The sequence below is a fragment of the Corynebacterium lowii genome, from assembly GCF_001412085.1.
Classification (GTDB): domain Bacteria; phylum Actinomycetota; class Actinomycetes; order Mycobacteriales; family Mycobacteriaceae; genus Corynebacterium; species Corynebacterium lowii.
This window is the reverse complement of the sequence record NZ_LKEV01000001.1, coordinates 399,672-413,685: the sequence shown is the minus strand read 5'-3', so window position 1 is coordinate 413,685 and position 14,014 is coordinate 399,672. Positions and strand designations below refer to the sequence as shown.

Sequence of the window (14,014 nt, the reverse complement as noted above, 5' to 3'; positions counted from 1 at the left end):
AACTTTAACTCGGACTCAACCGTAGCGGAATTGCCCCCGTAGATACACTCCGGGGTGTGAGTTCCCACCTTTCCCCTTTCCTGCTCATCATCGGTGCGGGCCCCGCTGGCTCCGCCGCAGCAATCTGGGCCGCCTCCCGCGGCTTCGAGGTTCTGCTTATCGACGCCGCTTCCTTCCCCCGCGATAAAACCTGCGGCGATGGCCTCACCCCTCGCGCCATTCATCACCTCGATCGTCTGGGACTAAGCCGCCAGATTCTTCATCGCTATAGCAATAGAGGTCTCAAATTACACGGCTTCGGCGGCTCCGTCACCGCCCCGTGGCCCCACAGTGAGTTCGGCTCGGTGGGTTCCGCCATGCCTCGCGTGAAGTTTGACGCCCTCCTGCTCAACACCGCACGGGAAGCCGGAGCCAGCGTGTGGGAGGATGCCCATGCCCTGCGCCCGGAGTTTCGCGGCGATGCGATCTCGGGCGTCCTCGTGCGGCATCGGGGAGAAGAAAAGATGATTCGTCCCGCCTCCGTACTGGTGGCCGATGGCGTGCGCTCCCCCTTTGGCAAGCAGCTAGGGCGCACCTGGCATCAAGAGGAGGTCTATGGCATCGCGGCCCGTTCCTACTGCACCACGCCCCACCACAGAGAGCCGTGGATTCACTCGCACCTGGAACTACGCGACGCCGAGGGTATCGCCCAGCCCGGTTATGGCTGGATCTTCCCCTTGGCCAACGGCACGGTCAATCTGGGGTGCGGGGCACTTTCTACCACCAAGCGGCGCGCCAAGGTCAATACCAAAAAGCTCCTAGAGCACTATGCCGGGCAACAACGCCAGGAATGGGAACTGGGCGAACCCCAAGCTATCACCTCGGCCCTGCTGCCAATGGGCGGGGCCGTGAGCAATGTGGCGGGACGCAATTGGATGCTCATTGGCGACGCAGCCGCCTGCGTCAACCCCCTCAATGGGGAGGGCATCGACTACGGCATGGAAACCGCCGCCCTCGCGGTATCGCTGCTGGGTTTCTCCGACTATCGACGTCTCTGGCCGACTGTACTGCGCGAGGAATACGGAGATTCCTTCGCCCTGGCGCGCACCGCCGCCCGACTGCTTACCTACCCACGTCTGCTCCCCGCCGTGGGGCCGCTGGCATTACGCGGGCCCTTAGGTGCTCGGCTCATGCCCGCCGCTGCTCGGTTGATGGGCAACCTCGTCACCGAGGAAGATCGAGACCTCGTGGCGCGGGCCTGGCGGGCCGCTGGTGGGGTGGTGTCCCGGTGGCCCGGACACCGTGCACTGTGGGATTAAATCGGTTTGACTGCTGAGTGCATTGCCACGATTCCCAGGGTGAGATTCTGCCAGCCGCACTCCTGCCAACCATTCGCATTAATCTCCCTGGCCAGGTCCTCCTGATCCGGCCAGGCTCGAATGGAATCGGCCAGGTACTCATAGGCCTCGGGATTAGAAGAGACCACCCGCGCCACCGCGGGCAAAAGGCGCATGAGGTATTCCTTGTACACGGTGCCAAAAAGCGGCACCACGGGGGTGGAAAACTCATTGACCGTGAGGCGCCCTCCGGGGCGCGTGACCCGCGCCAGTTCGCGCAGCCCGGCGCGAAAATCGTGAATATTGCGCAGACCGTAGGAAATGGTCACGGCGTCGAAGGTGTTATCCGCAAAAGGCAAGTGCATCCCATCGCCCACCACCTTGGGCACCGGGCGGTGGGCTCCCGCCTTCACCATGCCCTGAGAGAAATCGCAGGCCACGCACCAGGCGCCGGACTTAGCCAATTCCACGGTGGATACCGCCGTGCCCGCGGCGAGATCTAGCACCCTCTCCCCCGGTTGAAGGTTCAGGCGTTCCCGCGTGCGCCGACGCCACCGGCGATCCTGCCCGAAGGAGAGGATCGTGTTGGTGAGATCGTATTTCTTGCCCACATCGTCAAACATCGCGGCGACGTCGAAGGGCTTTTTATCCAGTGATGCCTTAGCCACGAGGCACCAGTCTAACCGCTACGCCAGGCCTCGCTTAGACGCGGCTGCGGGTGGAAACCGGCGCGCCACCCCACAGCGCTCCCAAACCGCGCGGGCCACGGCGGTGTTCTTCGATGACCTCCCGGTAATGGGTCATCAACTTCTCACACTGCGCCTCCCAGGTGCGATTCTCCACGTCCTGCCGGGCATTGGTGCGCAGTTTGTCGTAGCGCACCGGGTCGAGCACCCAGCGCACGGCGGCGGGAAGTTCGTGGGAGAACGTCGGGACGTTGAGAAGCACTCCGTTGTGTCCCTCCGTGATGAGGTCGATGGGCCCCCCGGCGCGCGGGCCGATGGTGGGCACCCCCGAGGCCTGGGCCTCCTGCACCGCCTGGCAGAAGGTTTCAAACTCGCCGGGATGCACGAAGAGGTCGAGGGAGGCATAGGCTCGGGCGAGGTCCTCCCCACCGAGCTGGCCCATAAATACCGCGTTCGGGAGCTTTCTTTCCAGTTCGGGGCGCTCGGGGCCATCGCCCACGATCACCAGTTGCAGGGCCGGATTGTGGGCCAGGGATTCCAGCCTGCGCACTCCCTTTTCCGCGGCCAGGCGGCCCACGAAGCCCACGATCTTCTTGGCACCCGTGGGGTCCCACTGGCGGCGCAGCACCTCGGAGCGCTTGGCCGGATGGAAGCGCTCGGCGTCAACCCCCCTGCCCCAGCGGTAAACGTTCTTGATGCCGTGGGAGCGCAGTTCCTCGATCACGGGGCTCGACGGGGCCAGGGTGCGCTGGCAGGCATTGTGGAAGGTGCGCGTCCATTCCCACGAGGCCGCCGCCAGCGGCCCCAGGTGGTAGCGGGTGGAAAAGCCCGCCACGTCTGTTTGGTATACCGCCACCGCGGGAATCTTGAGCTGGCGGGCGGCAAAGGCACCCGCAGCCCCCAGCACGAAGGGGGAGGCCAGGTGCACCACATCCGGCTGGTATTCCCGCAGGGTGGCCGCCACCGAGGGGCCAGGCACCCCCACGGGGAGGGAATCAATGAGGGGCACCATCACCGTGGGCACGCGGTGGATGGGAAAACCCAGATAATCGGGGATCTCCTCCTGGAAGTCCCGGGCTCCCGGAGCAATCACAAAGGCCTCATGCCCATGAGCCTTGGCGTATTCCAGGACGCGCAGCACGGAGTTCACCACGCCGTTGACGTTAGGAAGGAACGATTCTGACACAATGCCAATCCGCATAGCCCTCATCTTCTTTGCCCTCCACTACAGCAATGCTACGAGAAGTTGAGCATCACGTAACAGTTCTGGAAAGTTTTGGTGAACGAGCCGCCACGCCCGCCGCCCACCACAATAATCCGGTGAGCGCCGTGGCGACGACCCCCACAGATACCGCGGGCAGCACCGCCAGCGTCCACCCGCGCCCCTCCACCTTCACCAAATCGGGATCGTGGCGTGCATAGGTAACCCACACGTTTTGCCCCTCACCTAGGCCCGTGGGATATAAAACGCCGGTGGCGGGGAGGTGATAGATACCCTGATCGTCCTGGTATTCCACCGTGGCACGCCAGGACGTCACCGCCGTGACCTGGGCTAAGGCCCGGCCTGAGTCTTGGGCAATAGCGCGATCGTTGAGCCACGGCCCCAGCACCATCGCCACGCACCCCAGCAGGGCCAGCACATAGAGCCCCATGATCCCCTGCCGGGTGCGGTGCAAGACGCGCTGCCTCATTGCCCCACCCGCACCGCGCGTTCCAGAGCGGCGTGCATATCCCGGCGCGTTCCCCTGACGGTGCGCGCCTCAATCAGGCGGAAACCGCCCGCTTCCTCGGCCTCATCGAGGGCCTCCAACAAGGAGGGAAGATCCTCCGCCCGCGCGTATTCCACGGAATAGGCCGCACACAGGCCCTCTATTTCCGCGCCGTGAGGGGTTCCAAAGCCGCGCTCAAAGGCATCGCGGAGGTCGGGCGCCCCCACTTCTAGCGTTTCAAAGATTCCACCGCCATCGTCGTTAGCCACCACGAGGGTGAGGTTTTCCGGGCGGGATTCCAGGGGGCCGATGAGCATGCCGCCGGCGTCGTGCAGCAAAGCCAAATCCCCCAGCAGGGCCACGGTGCGCGGGGCGCGCACCGCCTCCGGCTCCGCGCTTTGGGAGGCCAGTGCTAGGCCGACGGCCTGCGAGACCGTGCCGTCAATGCCTGCGGCTCCGCGCGGGGTGTGGGTATCCACGCCGCTAAAGGGCAGTCCCACCAGGGAGGCATCGCGCACCGCGTTCGACGCCGCGAGGAAGAGGGAATCACCCACAGCCACGCCATCGGCCACCGCGGCCGCCACGTGCAGGCCGGTGAAACCGTACTCGGTGGTCGCCACGGCATCGCGCACCGCCTGGGCGGCCATATCGGAGGCCGCCTGGGTGACCTTCATCCACTGGGCGGGAATCTTCCCCGTGGTGCGCACGCGGCTGGCCACCTGGCGCGCCCGACGCCCCGGATCGGTCACCGTATCGGTGCGGCTGAGCACCACCACCTCGATGGCGGGGTCGTCGAGAAGCGCCAACACCGGGCGATGCAAGGTGGGGTGCCCCACCACGATCACCTGCTCCGGCTTGGTATTGACCTCCTCGACGCCCCCGCACAACAGGTGCGCGGCCAGGGGGTGCACCGGATGATACGGGGTGGGAGCGGAGGGTTCCGCGATGGTGGGAACCTCCCCGAGTTCTTCCACCTCCCAGGCCTCATCCCCGGCGATCACCAAGGTAGAGCGGGTGAGGTCTACCTCCACCACTCCATGATCCACCCAGCGCGAGGGGGTTTTCTGCGGGGGCGGACCCGTGCGGCGCGCGGGCTGACCCTCCGGGGCGGGAAGTTCCTCCGGCACCAGGGGAATCTCAAATGCCACATTGAGGTGCACCTGGGCGTAGGCCTCCATCGCGGCGTGAATCTGGCTGACCTCCTCGGTGCTTTCCACCTGCACCGTGGGGGCATAGGAACCAAAAAGGCCCACCTGGTCAATCGTCTGGCTCGCGCCGGTGCCCACCAGCACGCGGGGACGATCCGCGCTGAGCACCACGAGAGGGGTATGCGATTGCGCGGCCTCAATGACCGCGGGCAGACAATTAGCCACGGCGGTACCGGAGGTCATCATCACCGCCACCGGGCGGCGCTGCTGGCGCGCCATGCCCAGCGCCAAAAAGGAAGCGCTGCGCTCATCAATGCGCACGTGCACCCGCAGGTCGCGGCGGGCCAGCATGGCGAGGGTGAGCGCGGAATTGCGAGAACCGGGGCAGATCACTACGTCACTGACGTATTGCGCCACCGCCGCCGCCACGTCGCGGGCTAAAAGCGGGGCATTCATAGCTCAGGCTCCTGGTACTGCTCGCTTTCCAGGGAGCCACCCCCTAGCAAATCCTCCAGCCACGAGGGCACCTCAACATTAGGAATCTCACTGGGGAACTCCCTGGGCAGCTCCGGCAGGTGAAGGCCGGAATCCTCCGTCACGGTCTCCGTGACCGTCACCGTGGAAACCTGGGTTTCCGTAATAACCTCCGGTTCCGGCGTTTCCGTGGAACCCGTGGCGCGACCGAGAAAGAAAAAGAGACCCGAGGCGATCAGCACGGCGGCAATCACGCCGATAACCGCCATCGCGGTATTGCCCTTGGACTCCTGGGGTTCCTCGTAGTATTCCTGGCCATAGTTCTGCGGCTGTTCGTAGCCCTGCTGCTGATACCCCTGTTGCTCGTAACCCTGAGCTTCATAACTCTGTTGTTCGTAACCCTGGGGCGCGGAATACTGCTGAGGATCGGGGAAGTGCTGCCGAGGGCGCTCCGGCCGCCCCCGGCCACCCTGGTTACCCGTGGGACCTAAATAGCGGGTCTCATTATCGTCCATGCGAATTAGTCTAGGTGATGGAGACATCGCCCCAGACGCTCGATCCACCACTGACGCCGCGACGCAGGGGCCGCCAGCGCCTCCAACCGCTCCCGTTGCGGCACCACCGGAGCCGTGGAAAGGCGCCCATCCACCAGGTCGCGCGGCGGAGCCACATCCTCCACAAAGAGGCTCTGCGTAGCCAAACCCGCCGGGGCCTGCGGCTGCGGCAGCGCCGACGCCGCTACCAAACCGGCGTTCATGCCCACCGCCGTATCCAGGGCGCTAGCCACCGTCACGGACACGGAGTGCTCGCCCATGTGCGCGGCTATGTCCAACAACCGACGCACCCCGCCCAGGGGCGCCACCTTGAGCACGGCGGCGTCGGCAGCTTTTTCTTCTACTACCCGGTACGGGTCGCGGGCGCGGCGAATGGACTCATCGGCGGCCACCCGCGTTGGTCTGCTGTTTATGTTGCCGCGCTCGCCCTGGTGTGTGCGTAATTGTTCCCGCAGCGTGGCTAACTCCGCCACCGTGGCGCAGGGCTGTTCCATATAATCCAGCGGGCCTAATTCCTGGGCGGCCCGGAGAGCCTGGGGCACCGTCCAACCGCGATTAGCGTCCACCCGGATCTTTGCGCCGGCGATGTGCTCCCGCACGGCGTTCACCCGCGCCACGTCCTCGGCCAAGGTCTGCCCCGGCTCCGCCACCTTCACCTTCACCGTGGTGCAGCCGGGGTAGCGCTCTAGTAACTCGGGAACTTGCTGCGGCGGCACGGCGGGAATGGTGGCATTGACCTCCACCGTGGGGTGCTTGGGGGCGGACAGCCCCTCGTAGGCGGCCTCGATGGCACTGGCGAGCCAGGTGGCGGCCTCGGCGTCCTTGTATTCCGCAAAGGGCGCCCACTCCCCCCAACCACACGGCCCCTTGATGAGCAGGGCCTCGCGGGTGGTTACCCCACGGAAGCGCGTGCGCATGGGCAGGGCCACGATGTGAGAGCGGTCGAGGAGGTCATCGAGGGTGGGGGTTCGCATAGGGGGAATGGTAGTGGGGCCGCAGAGAAGGCGGGTTTTCAACTCGCTGCCCCGGTATTGTCTAGTTCAACTTCTGCACCCGCATAGAAAAATGATCCGCACCTGCCAGTAGCCACAGTGCGGATCGAGCAGAAGTGTACCTTGCGGCAAAGATCTGCTCCACGAGCTTAATTGTAAGCCAAGCTCCACTCACTCCAGCGTGGTAGGTAACCAACCGTGCATCAGGGAACGGCTTGACCTTGAAAAATCACAGCAATATCATGGGTATCGCTATACGGCGCTTGAACGCCGTCTTTTCCATGAAACCCCCGAGGCATCGCTTCGGGGGTTTCTCGTATCTGCCCCTACACTCTTAACCCATGAGCACCTACAGCACGGAACAGCCCTTCGACCCTACCCAGTGGCACGCGGTGGAGGGTTTCGAGGACATCACCTATCACCGCCACGTGGGCACCCACCGCCGCGATGGCATTGTGCGCATTGCCTTCGACCGCCCCGAGGTGCGCAATGCTTTCCGCCCGCACACCGTCGATGAGCTTTACCGCGCCCTCGATCATGCGCGCCGCACCCCGGACGTGGGCGTGGTGCTGCTCACTGGCAATGGTCCCAGCGCTAAAGATGGCGGCTGGGCCTTTTGCTCGGGCGGGGACCAGCGTATTCGCGGCCGCTCGGGGTACCAGTACGCCGGGGGCGAGACCGCCGATACGGTGGACGCCCAGCGCGTGAAGGCCGAGGGCGGACGCCTGCACATCTTGGAAGTGCAGCGCCTGATTCGCACCATGCCCAAGGTGGTGATCGCGGTGGTCAATGGCTGGGCGGCCGGCGGCGGCCACTCCCTGCACGTGGTGTGCGATATGACCATCGCCTCGCGCCAGGAGGCGCGCTTTAAGCAGACCGACGCCGATGTGGGCTCTTTCGACGCCGGTTATGGCAGCGCCTACCTGGCTAAACAGGTGGGACAGAAGTTCGCCCGCGAAATCTTCTTCTTGGGCCGTTCCTACAACGCGGAGACCATGCAGCGCATGGGGGCGGTGAATATCGTGGCCGATCACGGCGAGTTAGAAGCCGAGGCTATCCAGGTGGCACGGGAGATTAATGGGAAGTCCCCCACCGCACAGCGCATGTTGAAGTTCGCCTTCAATCTCACCGACGACGGCCTGATGGGCCAGCAGGTTTTCGCTGGTGAGGCCACCCGTTTGGCGTATATGACCGATGAGGCCGTGGAGGGCAAGGAGGCCTTTTTGAACAAGCGGGAACCGGATTGGTCGGAGTTCCCCTTCTACTACTGAGCGCTACTGAGTTTGGCCTTAGTGGGCACGGCGGGCTAACTTTGTTGTCGTGTCAATAATCAAAGATCTTGGACTCCTCATCGCTCGCCTCCTGCTGGGCACCATTCTCATCGCCCACGGCTGGCAGAAGGCCAGCGACATCGGCGCGGCTCAGGCCATGTTCGAGGGCATGGACGCACCGCTGCCGAATATCAGCGCGATCATCGCCGCCGCCATCGAACTCGGCGGCGGCATCGCCCTGATTCTGGGTCTGCTCACCCCACTGGCGGGCGCGCTCGTATTCCTCAACATGCTCGGCGCCGCGCTCATCGCGCACGTGGGCAACGGCATCTTGGCCTCCGACGGCGGCTGGGAACTCCCCGGCGCTATCGGTGCCTGCGCCCTGGCCCTGGCCGTCGCGGGCCCCGGTCGCATTGCGGCCGACGCCTTCCTCTTCCGCTCCCGCAGCGCCAGCGCCGCCGCCTAAGCACTATTCTGTGGGGAATGAGCGAGCGTTTCCTCGAGCCACTCACGGTTCCCTCCGCCAATCCCGCCGCGATCCTTCCCGATCTGCGCGAGGCCATCGCTGGGAACCGCAGCCTGCTCCCCCTCCCCGATAACGACCCTAGCCGCGCCCACCTACTGCGCAGCACACAGCGCGCGGGCCAGGCTATCGACGCCGAGGTAGCCCTCGTGGTGGGTACCTCCGGCTCCACTGGCACCCCCAAGGGGGCCGAACTCACCGCGTACAACCTCATCAGCAGCGCAGACGCCACACACGAAACCCTCGGCGGGGAGGGCTCCTGGTTACTCGCCATGCCCGCCCACTACATCGCGGGGATACAGGTGCTCGTGCGCTCCCTGGTGGCGGGCACCACGCCCATCTGCCTCGACCTGCGCGCCGGCTTTGACGTGGAAGCCTTTGCCCAGGGGATGCGTCGATTAGCAGAAGGCCGCAGATACACCGCGCTAACTCCGCCGCAACTACTGAAAACAATGGATACCCTGGCGGGAATTGAGGCCCTGCGCGCCTTTGACGCCGTGCTCGTCGGCGGGGCCCCACTGCGCACTACCCAGGCTCAAGCCGCTCGCGACCTGGGGATTAACGTGGTGCGCACCTACGGCGCCTCCGAGACGTCGGGAGGCTGCATTTACGACGGCCACCCGCTGCCCGGCGCGCGCCTGCGCCTCGGTGAGCAAAACAGGATTCATCTGGGTGGCCCCATGATCGCCCGCGGCTACCGCAACGCGCCTGGCCACGAAGCCTTCACAGAGCCCGGCTGGTTTGCCACAAGCGACGCCGGGGCTCTCAGCAAAGAAGGCACGCTCAGCGTGCGCGGCAGGCTGGATAACGTGATTGATTCCGGGGGCCTCAAACTCCACCCCGAGGTGCTAGAACAGCACCTGCGCGATATACCGGGGGTAAGCGAAGTCTGCGTGGTGGGGGTGCCGCACCCGCGCCTGGGACAGGCCATCGCCGTGGCCTATACGGGCACGGCAGAACCCGGCGACCTCATCGAAGCCCTCGACGACCTACCCCGCTGGCAATTACCCAAGGAACTACGCCGGGTAGAGGCTCTTCCTCACACGGGTTCAGGCAAGATTCACCGCGCGGGCGTGGTTAATCTTCTTTCTCGCTAACGCCCACCAGGGCGGCTACATCCTCCGGCCCATAGGCAAGCGCGATCTGCTCATCATTGCCGCCACCCATGCCATTGCTCAGAATCAAGGCGCTGAGCTGGGTGGAGGGCACGATAGCAAAGTTGCGTGGGTTAGCAAAAACCTGGCGCACCGGATGCCCAGAGCGTAGGGCGCACACGTGCAGCCATACATCATCAGCCTTGGGGGCAACCATCTTAAACACGGTGCCCTGCTCCACCACGTATTCAATAAAAGAAGGCGGGTAGCACACCCCGGACACCCCCGTGGCAAAGTGCAGCAGGCTGGCATCGCAAGTATCGGCAGGAGTCCACTTCATATACGGAAGCATCTGCCCATCGCGCAGCTCAATCCGATGCGCACGGTACGCCACCACAGTATCCAGGCGCAGGCCACCAATGATGAGCAAACGATCAAGAAACCACTCGGGATAAATGATGTCATCATCAATGGTGACCACGCTGGTCCCCGTGCCCGCCACCTCTACAAATTGATTCCAGTACTTGGCGTGCGGGCCTAGACCGCCATCGCCACGGCGCACCGTCAGCCCCCGACGCACCAAGCGCTTGAGGCTCGGCGGCCAATCCTGGGGGCTGTCATAATCCTCCGGGTCAAGCCACAACACGATAGGCACTCGGTGCGGGCCACGAGCCACCGACTCAATGGCAAAAAAGACCGTGCGCAGGCGACGGCCGTGGGTGGTCAGGGAGATAAGAACGTTGCTGTGCCCTGTGCCGGGTTCCCTGGACTTGCTTCCCGGTTCCTGTCCCCCCGGTGCGGGAATACGGGTGCGGGAGAAGCGGTTATTCCACTGCAAAGGAATAAGACGGAACAGGGTAAAGAAGAAACTAACCACCTGGCCCGCCACATACCTCAACCACACAGCACTTCCACCCTTCCCTACTCTCCACCCCCGTTACGGGAAATACCACCCTATCTTACACTGAATACCATTGCGCACCCACCACACAGCCACACTCTATGTTAATAAGCAACTGGAATGTTTACCAAATAACTTTGCAAGAAACCTGGAGTTATTTATATAATGTCCTTCCCAATACTAAGGAGGATTAACCACGGTGGATACCCTTTTCCACAAACTTGCCAGCCTCGACCGCCTCGGTGCCGCACTTACCCGCCTCGGGCTCGTGGTGGTCACCGTATGGATCGGTGCCCTGAAAGTCTTTCACTACGAAGCCCAGGGCATCATTCCTTTCGTAGCTAATAGCCCCTTCATGTCCTGGCTCATGCGCGACCCTGAAAACTACGCCGCCAACAAGATCCCCGAGGGAGCCGCCGACGCCGCCGCACAGGCCTGGCACGAGGATAACGGCACCTACTGGATTGCACTTCTCATCGGCGGAACCATCGTGACCATCGGCGTACTCATTGCCCTGGGCTGGATATGGCCCAAGATAGGGGCCGTTGGTTCGCTCCTCCTCGTGGGCATGAGCCTGGTCACCCTTTCCTTCCTCGTCACCACACCGGAGGTATGGGTCTCCGATAAGGGCGGCGGGGAATCGGGCTTCCCGCTGCTCGCAGCGCCTGGACGCCTAGTAGTAAAGGATCTCATCATGCTGGGAGCTGCACTGTGGAGTGCTGCGGACTTTGCCAAGATCGCGGTGAAGAAAAACAAAGCAGCGGCATAACTCCCACAATAAAAGCCCTTTCCCTAAATCCCCCACCCCCAACCAACCCCGTACAGCACATAACATCAAAGCAACTAAACAGGGCGCCGTTGGATGATATGAAGCCGCTCATGCCTTTTGAGCGGCTTCTTCTGAGATTTTTTGTTCGGGCCAGGCTGGAAGGACGTGCCGCAACCTCGCCCCCCACTTCGTGCGTGCGGCAGTGATGCGTTCCTCCGGCCCCCACGTTCAAAATCCTCAGCAATAGCTTGCTCTTCAGGGACAAGCTGTGAAAGATACCCCTTAGATATGAGGTGCGCATTTAGGGCGAGTTTTCATCGCATGGAATATCTTGGCAGTACCATCAGAATACACATTATTTCCATGCGCGAAATATCTGCATATCCATGTTTGAGAACACTTTCCACAATAAGCTACGCGATACCCTCGCCATCATTCACGGTTTCGGCACCATCCTATAACGCATATACCTCACCCAACCCACCCAAAATATCAAAGAGCGCGAATTTCCCACACCACGCTGCCCGATTACTACCGCCACATCCTCCTGCATAAATACGGCGCCCCCTTGAAACAGCCTGCCGCTTTATCAAGCCAGAGTCCTCCATCACTGTGTGGTTCATAACCACCTCGTAGTGATTCCACAACAGATAGTAGTGACAAAAATCATGTTACTCTGTCCTGCCCCACCCCAGTGCCACAATGGAAGCCATGCCAATGTCTCCGCAATCGCGCCGCACTGCCACTCCCGCCCAATGGCTAGCTGGCGCACGCCCCCACACCTGGGCCAATGCCTTCGCCCCCGTTATCTCTGGTACTGGCGCAGCCGCACTCCGCGATTCTGCTAACTGGTGGCGCGCTCTGCTCGCCCTCGGGGTTGCTTGGGCGCTCATCATCGGCGTGAATTACGCCAACGATTACTCCGACGGTATCCGGGGGACAGACGAGGATCGCTCCGGCACCCTGCGTCTCACCGGCTCAGGAGTGGTCGCCCCCCAAAAAGTCAAGCGCGCCGCTTTCCTCGCCTTTGGGGCAGCGGGAGTGCTGGGCATCGCACTCAGCCTCGCTAGTAGTTGGTGGCTCATTCTCGTTGGGGCCTTCTGCATCGCGGGGGCGTGGTTTTATACCGGCGGTTCCCGCCCCTATGGTTACCGGGGCCTGGGTGAGGTGGCCGTGTTCATCTTCTTTGGTCTAGTGGCGGTGCTAGGCACCGAATACACTCAGTCCGGGACCATCAGTTGGGTGGGCCTGGCCTGTGCGGTGGCTATCGGTTCCATCTCCGCAGCAGTGAACCTGGCTAATAATCTGCGCGATATTCCCTCCGATTCTGCCAGCGGCAAAATAACGCTGGCGGTCAAACTTGGTGATTCCTCCACACGCCGCCTCTTCTGTGCTCTTGTTACGGTTCCCTTCGCGATGTCCTTGTTATTAGCGGTCACCAATACCTGGTGGGCGCTGCTGGGGCTGCTGGCGGTGCCGCTGGGGGTCGTCGGCATGCAACCGGTACGGAAGGGGGCTATGGGGAAGGCACTCATCCCCGTGTTGGGTCTAACTGGGCGCGCGATGTTGGCCTGGGCCGTGTTAATGTTCCTGGGCTTTGTTCTTTCCTGAAAGGCGGCGTAGATGATCGGTGTTCTCACAGGCTTTGCCATCATCATGGTGGTGATTGCCGTGGGTTACGTATTGGGGCGCACCGGCATCATCAGCCCCGGCGATTCGCGCCTCATGCTTAACCGCGTGGCCTTTTATGCAGCCACCCCGGCTCTGCTGTTCACGGTGGTTTCCACCTCGCAGCCGCAGGCATTGTTCTCTCCAGTGATTGTCGTGAGCCTGCTCGCCACGCTGTTCATCGGGGCCGTGTTCTTCCTCATAAGCCGCCTGCTCCCGCACTACGACGAACAGGGACGGGCCGATACCGCGATGGGTGCGGCCTCGGCCTCCTACGTGAACTCCAATAACATCGGTCTGCCGGTAAGTATGTATGTGCTGGGCACGGCCACATACATCGCCCCTATTTTGGTGATTCAGATGGTGCTGCTCACGCCCCTGCTGCTAGCGGTGCTGGGTTCGGAGGATAAGAATCATTCCCCTGCCACGACTATCCGCACAGCCCTGCTCAGCCCCATTGTGCTGGCCTCCGTAGTGGGTCTGGTGGTGTGCCTAAATGGATGGAGCGTACCAGAGCCGGTCATGGCACCACTGGAGATTCTGGGTGGGGCTTCTATCCCCATGATTCTCATGAGCTTCGGTGCCTCGTTGAACACCACCACCGTGCTCGATTCTCCCAAGGATCGCCCGCGCGTGCTGCTGGCCACGACGCTGAAAACCGTAGGCATGCCCCTGGTAGCCTGGCTGCTCAGCCTGGCCTTTGATATGGAGAGCCAAGAGCGCTACGCCGCGGTAATTCTGGCGGCGCTACCCACCGCACAGAACGTGTATAACTACGCCGCCACCTTCCAAAAGGGCACCATCGTGGCCCGCGATACCGTGTTACTCACCACCTTTGCTTCGCTCCCGATCATGCTGTTCATCGCAGCGCTCAGCGGCAGATAACAGCAGGCCACACCGTCCGTCCCC

The 14,014-nt window shown here is 62.9% G+C and carries 14 protein-coding genes; 7 read left to right on the top strand and 7 right to left on the bottom strand.

All coding sequences use genetic code 11. The features are described 5' to 3' along the window. Positions 1 to 56: 56 nt before the first annotated feature. Positions 57 to 1,298, top strand: a complete 1,242-nt coding sequence (locus Clow_RS01960; RefSeq protein WP_055175502.1) for a geranylgeranyl reductase family protein — start codon at positions 57 to 59, stop codon at positions 1,296 to 1,298. Here Clow_RS01960 and Clow_RS01955 read toward each other — a convergent pair. Genes Clow_RS01955 through Clow_RS01930 form a run of 6 tightly spaced genes read right to left on the bottom strand, consistent with a single transcriptional unit; the run spans position 1,295 to position 6,861 of the window. After that, complete coding sequence (locus Clow_RS01955) at positions 1,295 to 1,984, bottom strand: demethylmenaquinone methyltransferase (protein ID WP_055175499.1); 690 nt, start codon at positions 1,982 to 1,984, stop codon at positions 1,295 to 1,297. The two genes, Clow_RS01960 and Clow_RS01955, sit on opposite strands and share 4 nt — an antisense overlap. A gap of 34 nt (positions 1,985 to 2,018) precedes the next feature. Further along, entirely contained in the window at positions 2,019 to 3,203 is a 1,185-nt protein-coding gene (locus Clow_RS01950) for a glycosyltransferase family 4 protein (protein ID WP_055175496.1), read from the bottom strand. A gap of 52 nt (positions 3,204 to 3,255) precedes the next feature. Further along, on the bottom strand, positions 3,256 to 3,693 hold the full coding sequence (locus Clow_RS01945; protein ID WP_055175492.1) for a DUF3592 domain-containing protein: 438 nt from the start codon (positions 3,691 to 3,693) through the stop codon (positions 3,256 to 3,258). Then, entirely contained in the window at positions 3,690 to 5,315 is a 1,626-nt protein-coding gene (gene menD, locus Clow_RS01940) for a 2-succinyl-5-enolpyruvyl-6-hydroxy-3-cyclohexene-1-carboxylic-acid synthase (RefSeq protein ID WP_055175489.1), read from the bottom strand. The genes Clow_RS01945 and menD overlap by 4 nt, the downstream gene beginning before the upstream one ends. Further along, positions 5,312 to 5,848, bottom strand: coding sequence for a hypothetical protein (locus tag Clow_RS01935; RefSeq protein WP_055175485.1), 537 nt, complete (start codon positions 5,846 to 5,848; stop codon positions 5,312 to 5,314). Before Clow_RS01935 ends, menD begins: the two co-directional genes overlap by 4 nt. 5 nt (positions 5,849 to 5,853) lie before the next feature. After that, positions 5,854 to 6,861, bottom strand: a complete 1,008-nt coding sequence (locus Clow_RS01930; RefSeq protein WP_055176274.1) for an o-succinylbenzoate synthase — start codon at positions 6,859 to 6,861, stop codon at positions 5,854 to 5,856. A 359-nt stretch (positions 6,862 to 7,220) separates the two neighbouring features. Here Clow_RS01930 and Clow_RS01925 point away from each other — a divergent pair, with 359 nt between their 5' ends. The 3 genes from Clow_RS01925 to menE are packed head-to-tail and all read left to right on the top strand — an operon-like array spanning position 7,221 to position 9,770. Beyond that, positions 7,221 to 8,150 (top strand): 1,4-dihydroxy-2-naphthoyl-CoA synthase, encoded by a 930-nt coding sequence (locus Clow_RS01925; protein ID WP_055175482.1) that lies wholly within the window; start codon positions 7,221 to 7,223, stop codon positions 8,148 to 8,150. A 49-nt stretch (positions 8,151 to 8,199) separates the two neighbouring features. Next, positions 8,200 to 8,616 (top strand): DoxX family protein, encoded by a 417-nt coding sequence (locus Clow_RS01920; RefSeq protein WP_055175479.1) that lies wholly within the window; start codon positions 8,200 to 8,202, stop codon positions 8,614 to 8,616. Positions 8,617 to 8,633: 17 nt separating this feature from the next. After that, a complete protein-coding gene (gene menE, locus Clow_RS01915) occupies positions 8,634 to 9,770 on the top strand; it encodes an o-succinylbenzoate--CoA ligase (protein WP_055175476.1) in 1,137 nt (378 codons plus the stop codon). On the opposite strand, the gene Clow_RS01910 is transcribed toward menE, so the two are convergent. Next, the gene (locus Clow_RS01910) at positions 9,751 to 10,671 is read right to left on the bottom strand and encodes a hypothetical protein (RefSeq protein WP_055175474.1); all 921 of its coding nucleotides are present in this window, start codon (positions 10,669 to 10,671) and stop codon (positions 9,751 to 9,753) included. The two genes, menE and Clow_RS01910, sit on opposite strands and share 20 nt — an antisense overlap. 196 nt (positions 10,672 to 10,867) lie before the next feature. On the opposite strand from Clow_RS01910, the gene Clow_RS01905 reads away from it, so the two are divergent. The 3 genes from Clow_RS01905 (at position 10,868) to Clow_RS01895 (ending at position 13,990) form a co-directional block, all read left to right on the top strand. Then, positions 10,868 to 11,437: a DUF417 family protein gene (locus Clow_RS01905; RefSeq protein ID WP_055175472.1), complete on the top strand. Its 570-nt coding sequence runs from the start codon at positions 10,868 to 10,870 to the stop codon at positions 11,435 to 11,437. A gap of 711 nt (positions 11,438 to 12,148) precedes the next feature. Beyond that, a complete protein-coding gene (locus tag Clow_RS01900; protein ID WP_055175469.1) occupies positions 12,149 to 13,048 on the top strand; it encodes a 1,4-dihydroxy-2-naphthoate polyprenyltransferase in 900 nt (299 codons plus the stop codon). Between the two features lie 12 nt (positions 13,049 to 13,060). Then, on the top strand, positions 13,061 to 13,990 hold the full coding sequence (locus tag Clow_RS01895; RefSeq protein ID WP_055175467.1) for an AEC family transporter: 930 nt from the start codon (positions 13,061 to 13,063) through the stop codon (positions 13,988 to 13,990). Positions 13,991 to 14,014: the final 24 nt, after the last annotated feature.

Bases quoted from the DNA above. Each gene is read 5' to 3' on its own strand.
- Clow_RS01950 (WP_055175496.1), bottom strand. From the start codon at position 3,203: ATGCGGATTGGCATTGTGTCAGAATCGTTCCTTCCTAACGTCAACGGC.
- Clow_RS01945 (WP_055175492.1), bottom strand. From the start codon at position 3,693: ATGAGGCAGCGCGTCTTGCACCGCACCCGGCAGGGGATCATGGGGCTC.
- Clow_RS01925 (WP_055175482.1), top strand. From the start codon at position 7,221: ATGAGCACCTACAGCACGGAACAGCCCTTCGACCCTACCCAGTGGCAC.
- Clow_RS01935 (WP_055175485.1), bottom strand. From the start codon at position 5,848: ATGGACGATAATGAGACCCGCTATTTAGGTCCCACGGGTAACCAGGGT.
- Clow_RS01900 (WP_055175469.1), top strand. From the start codon at position 12,149: ATGCCAATGTCTCCGCAATCGCGCCGCACTGCCACTCCCGCCCAATGG.
- Clow_RS01930 (WP_055176274.1), bottom strand. From the start codon at position 6,861: ATGCGAACCCCCACCCTCGATGACCTCCTCGACCGCTCTCACATCGTG.
- Clow_RS01895 (WP_055175467.1), top strand. From the start codon at position 13,061: ATGATCGGTGTTCTCACAGGCTTTGCCATCATCATGGTGGTGATTGCC.
- menD (WP_055175489.1), bottom strand. From the start codon at position 5,315: ATGAATGCCCCGCTTTTAGCCCGCGACGTGGCGGCGGCGGTGGCGCAA.
- menE (WP_055175476.1), top strand. From the start codon at position 8,634: ATGAGCGAGCGTTTCCTCGAGCCACTCACGGTTCCCTCCGCCAATCCC.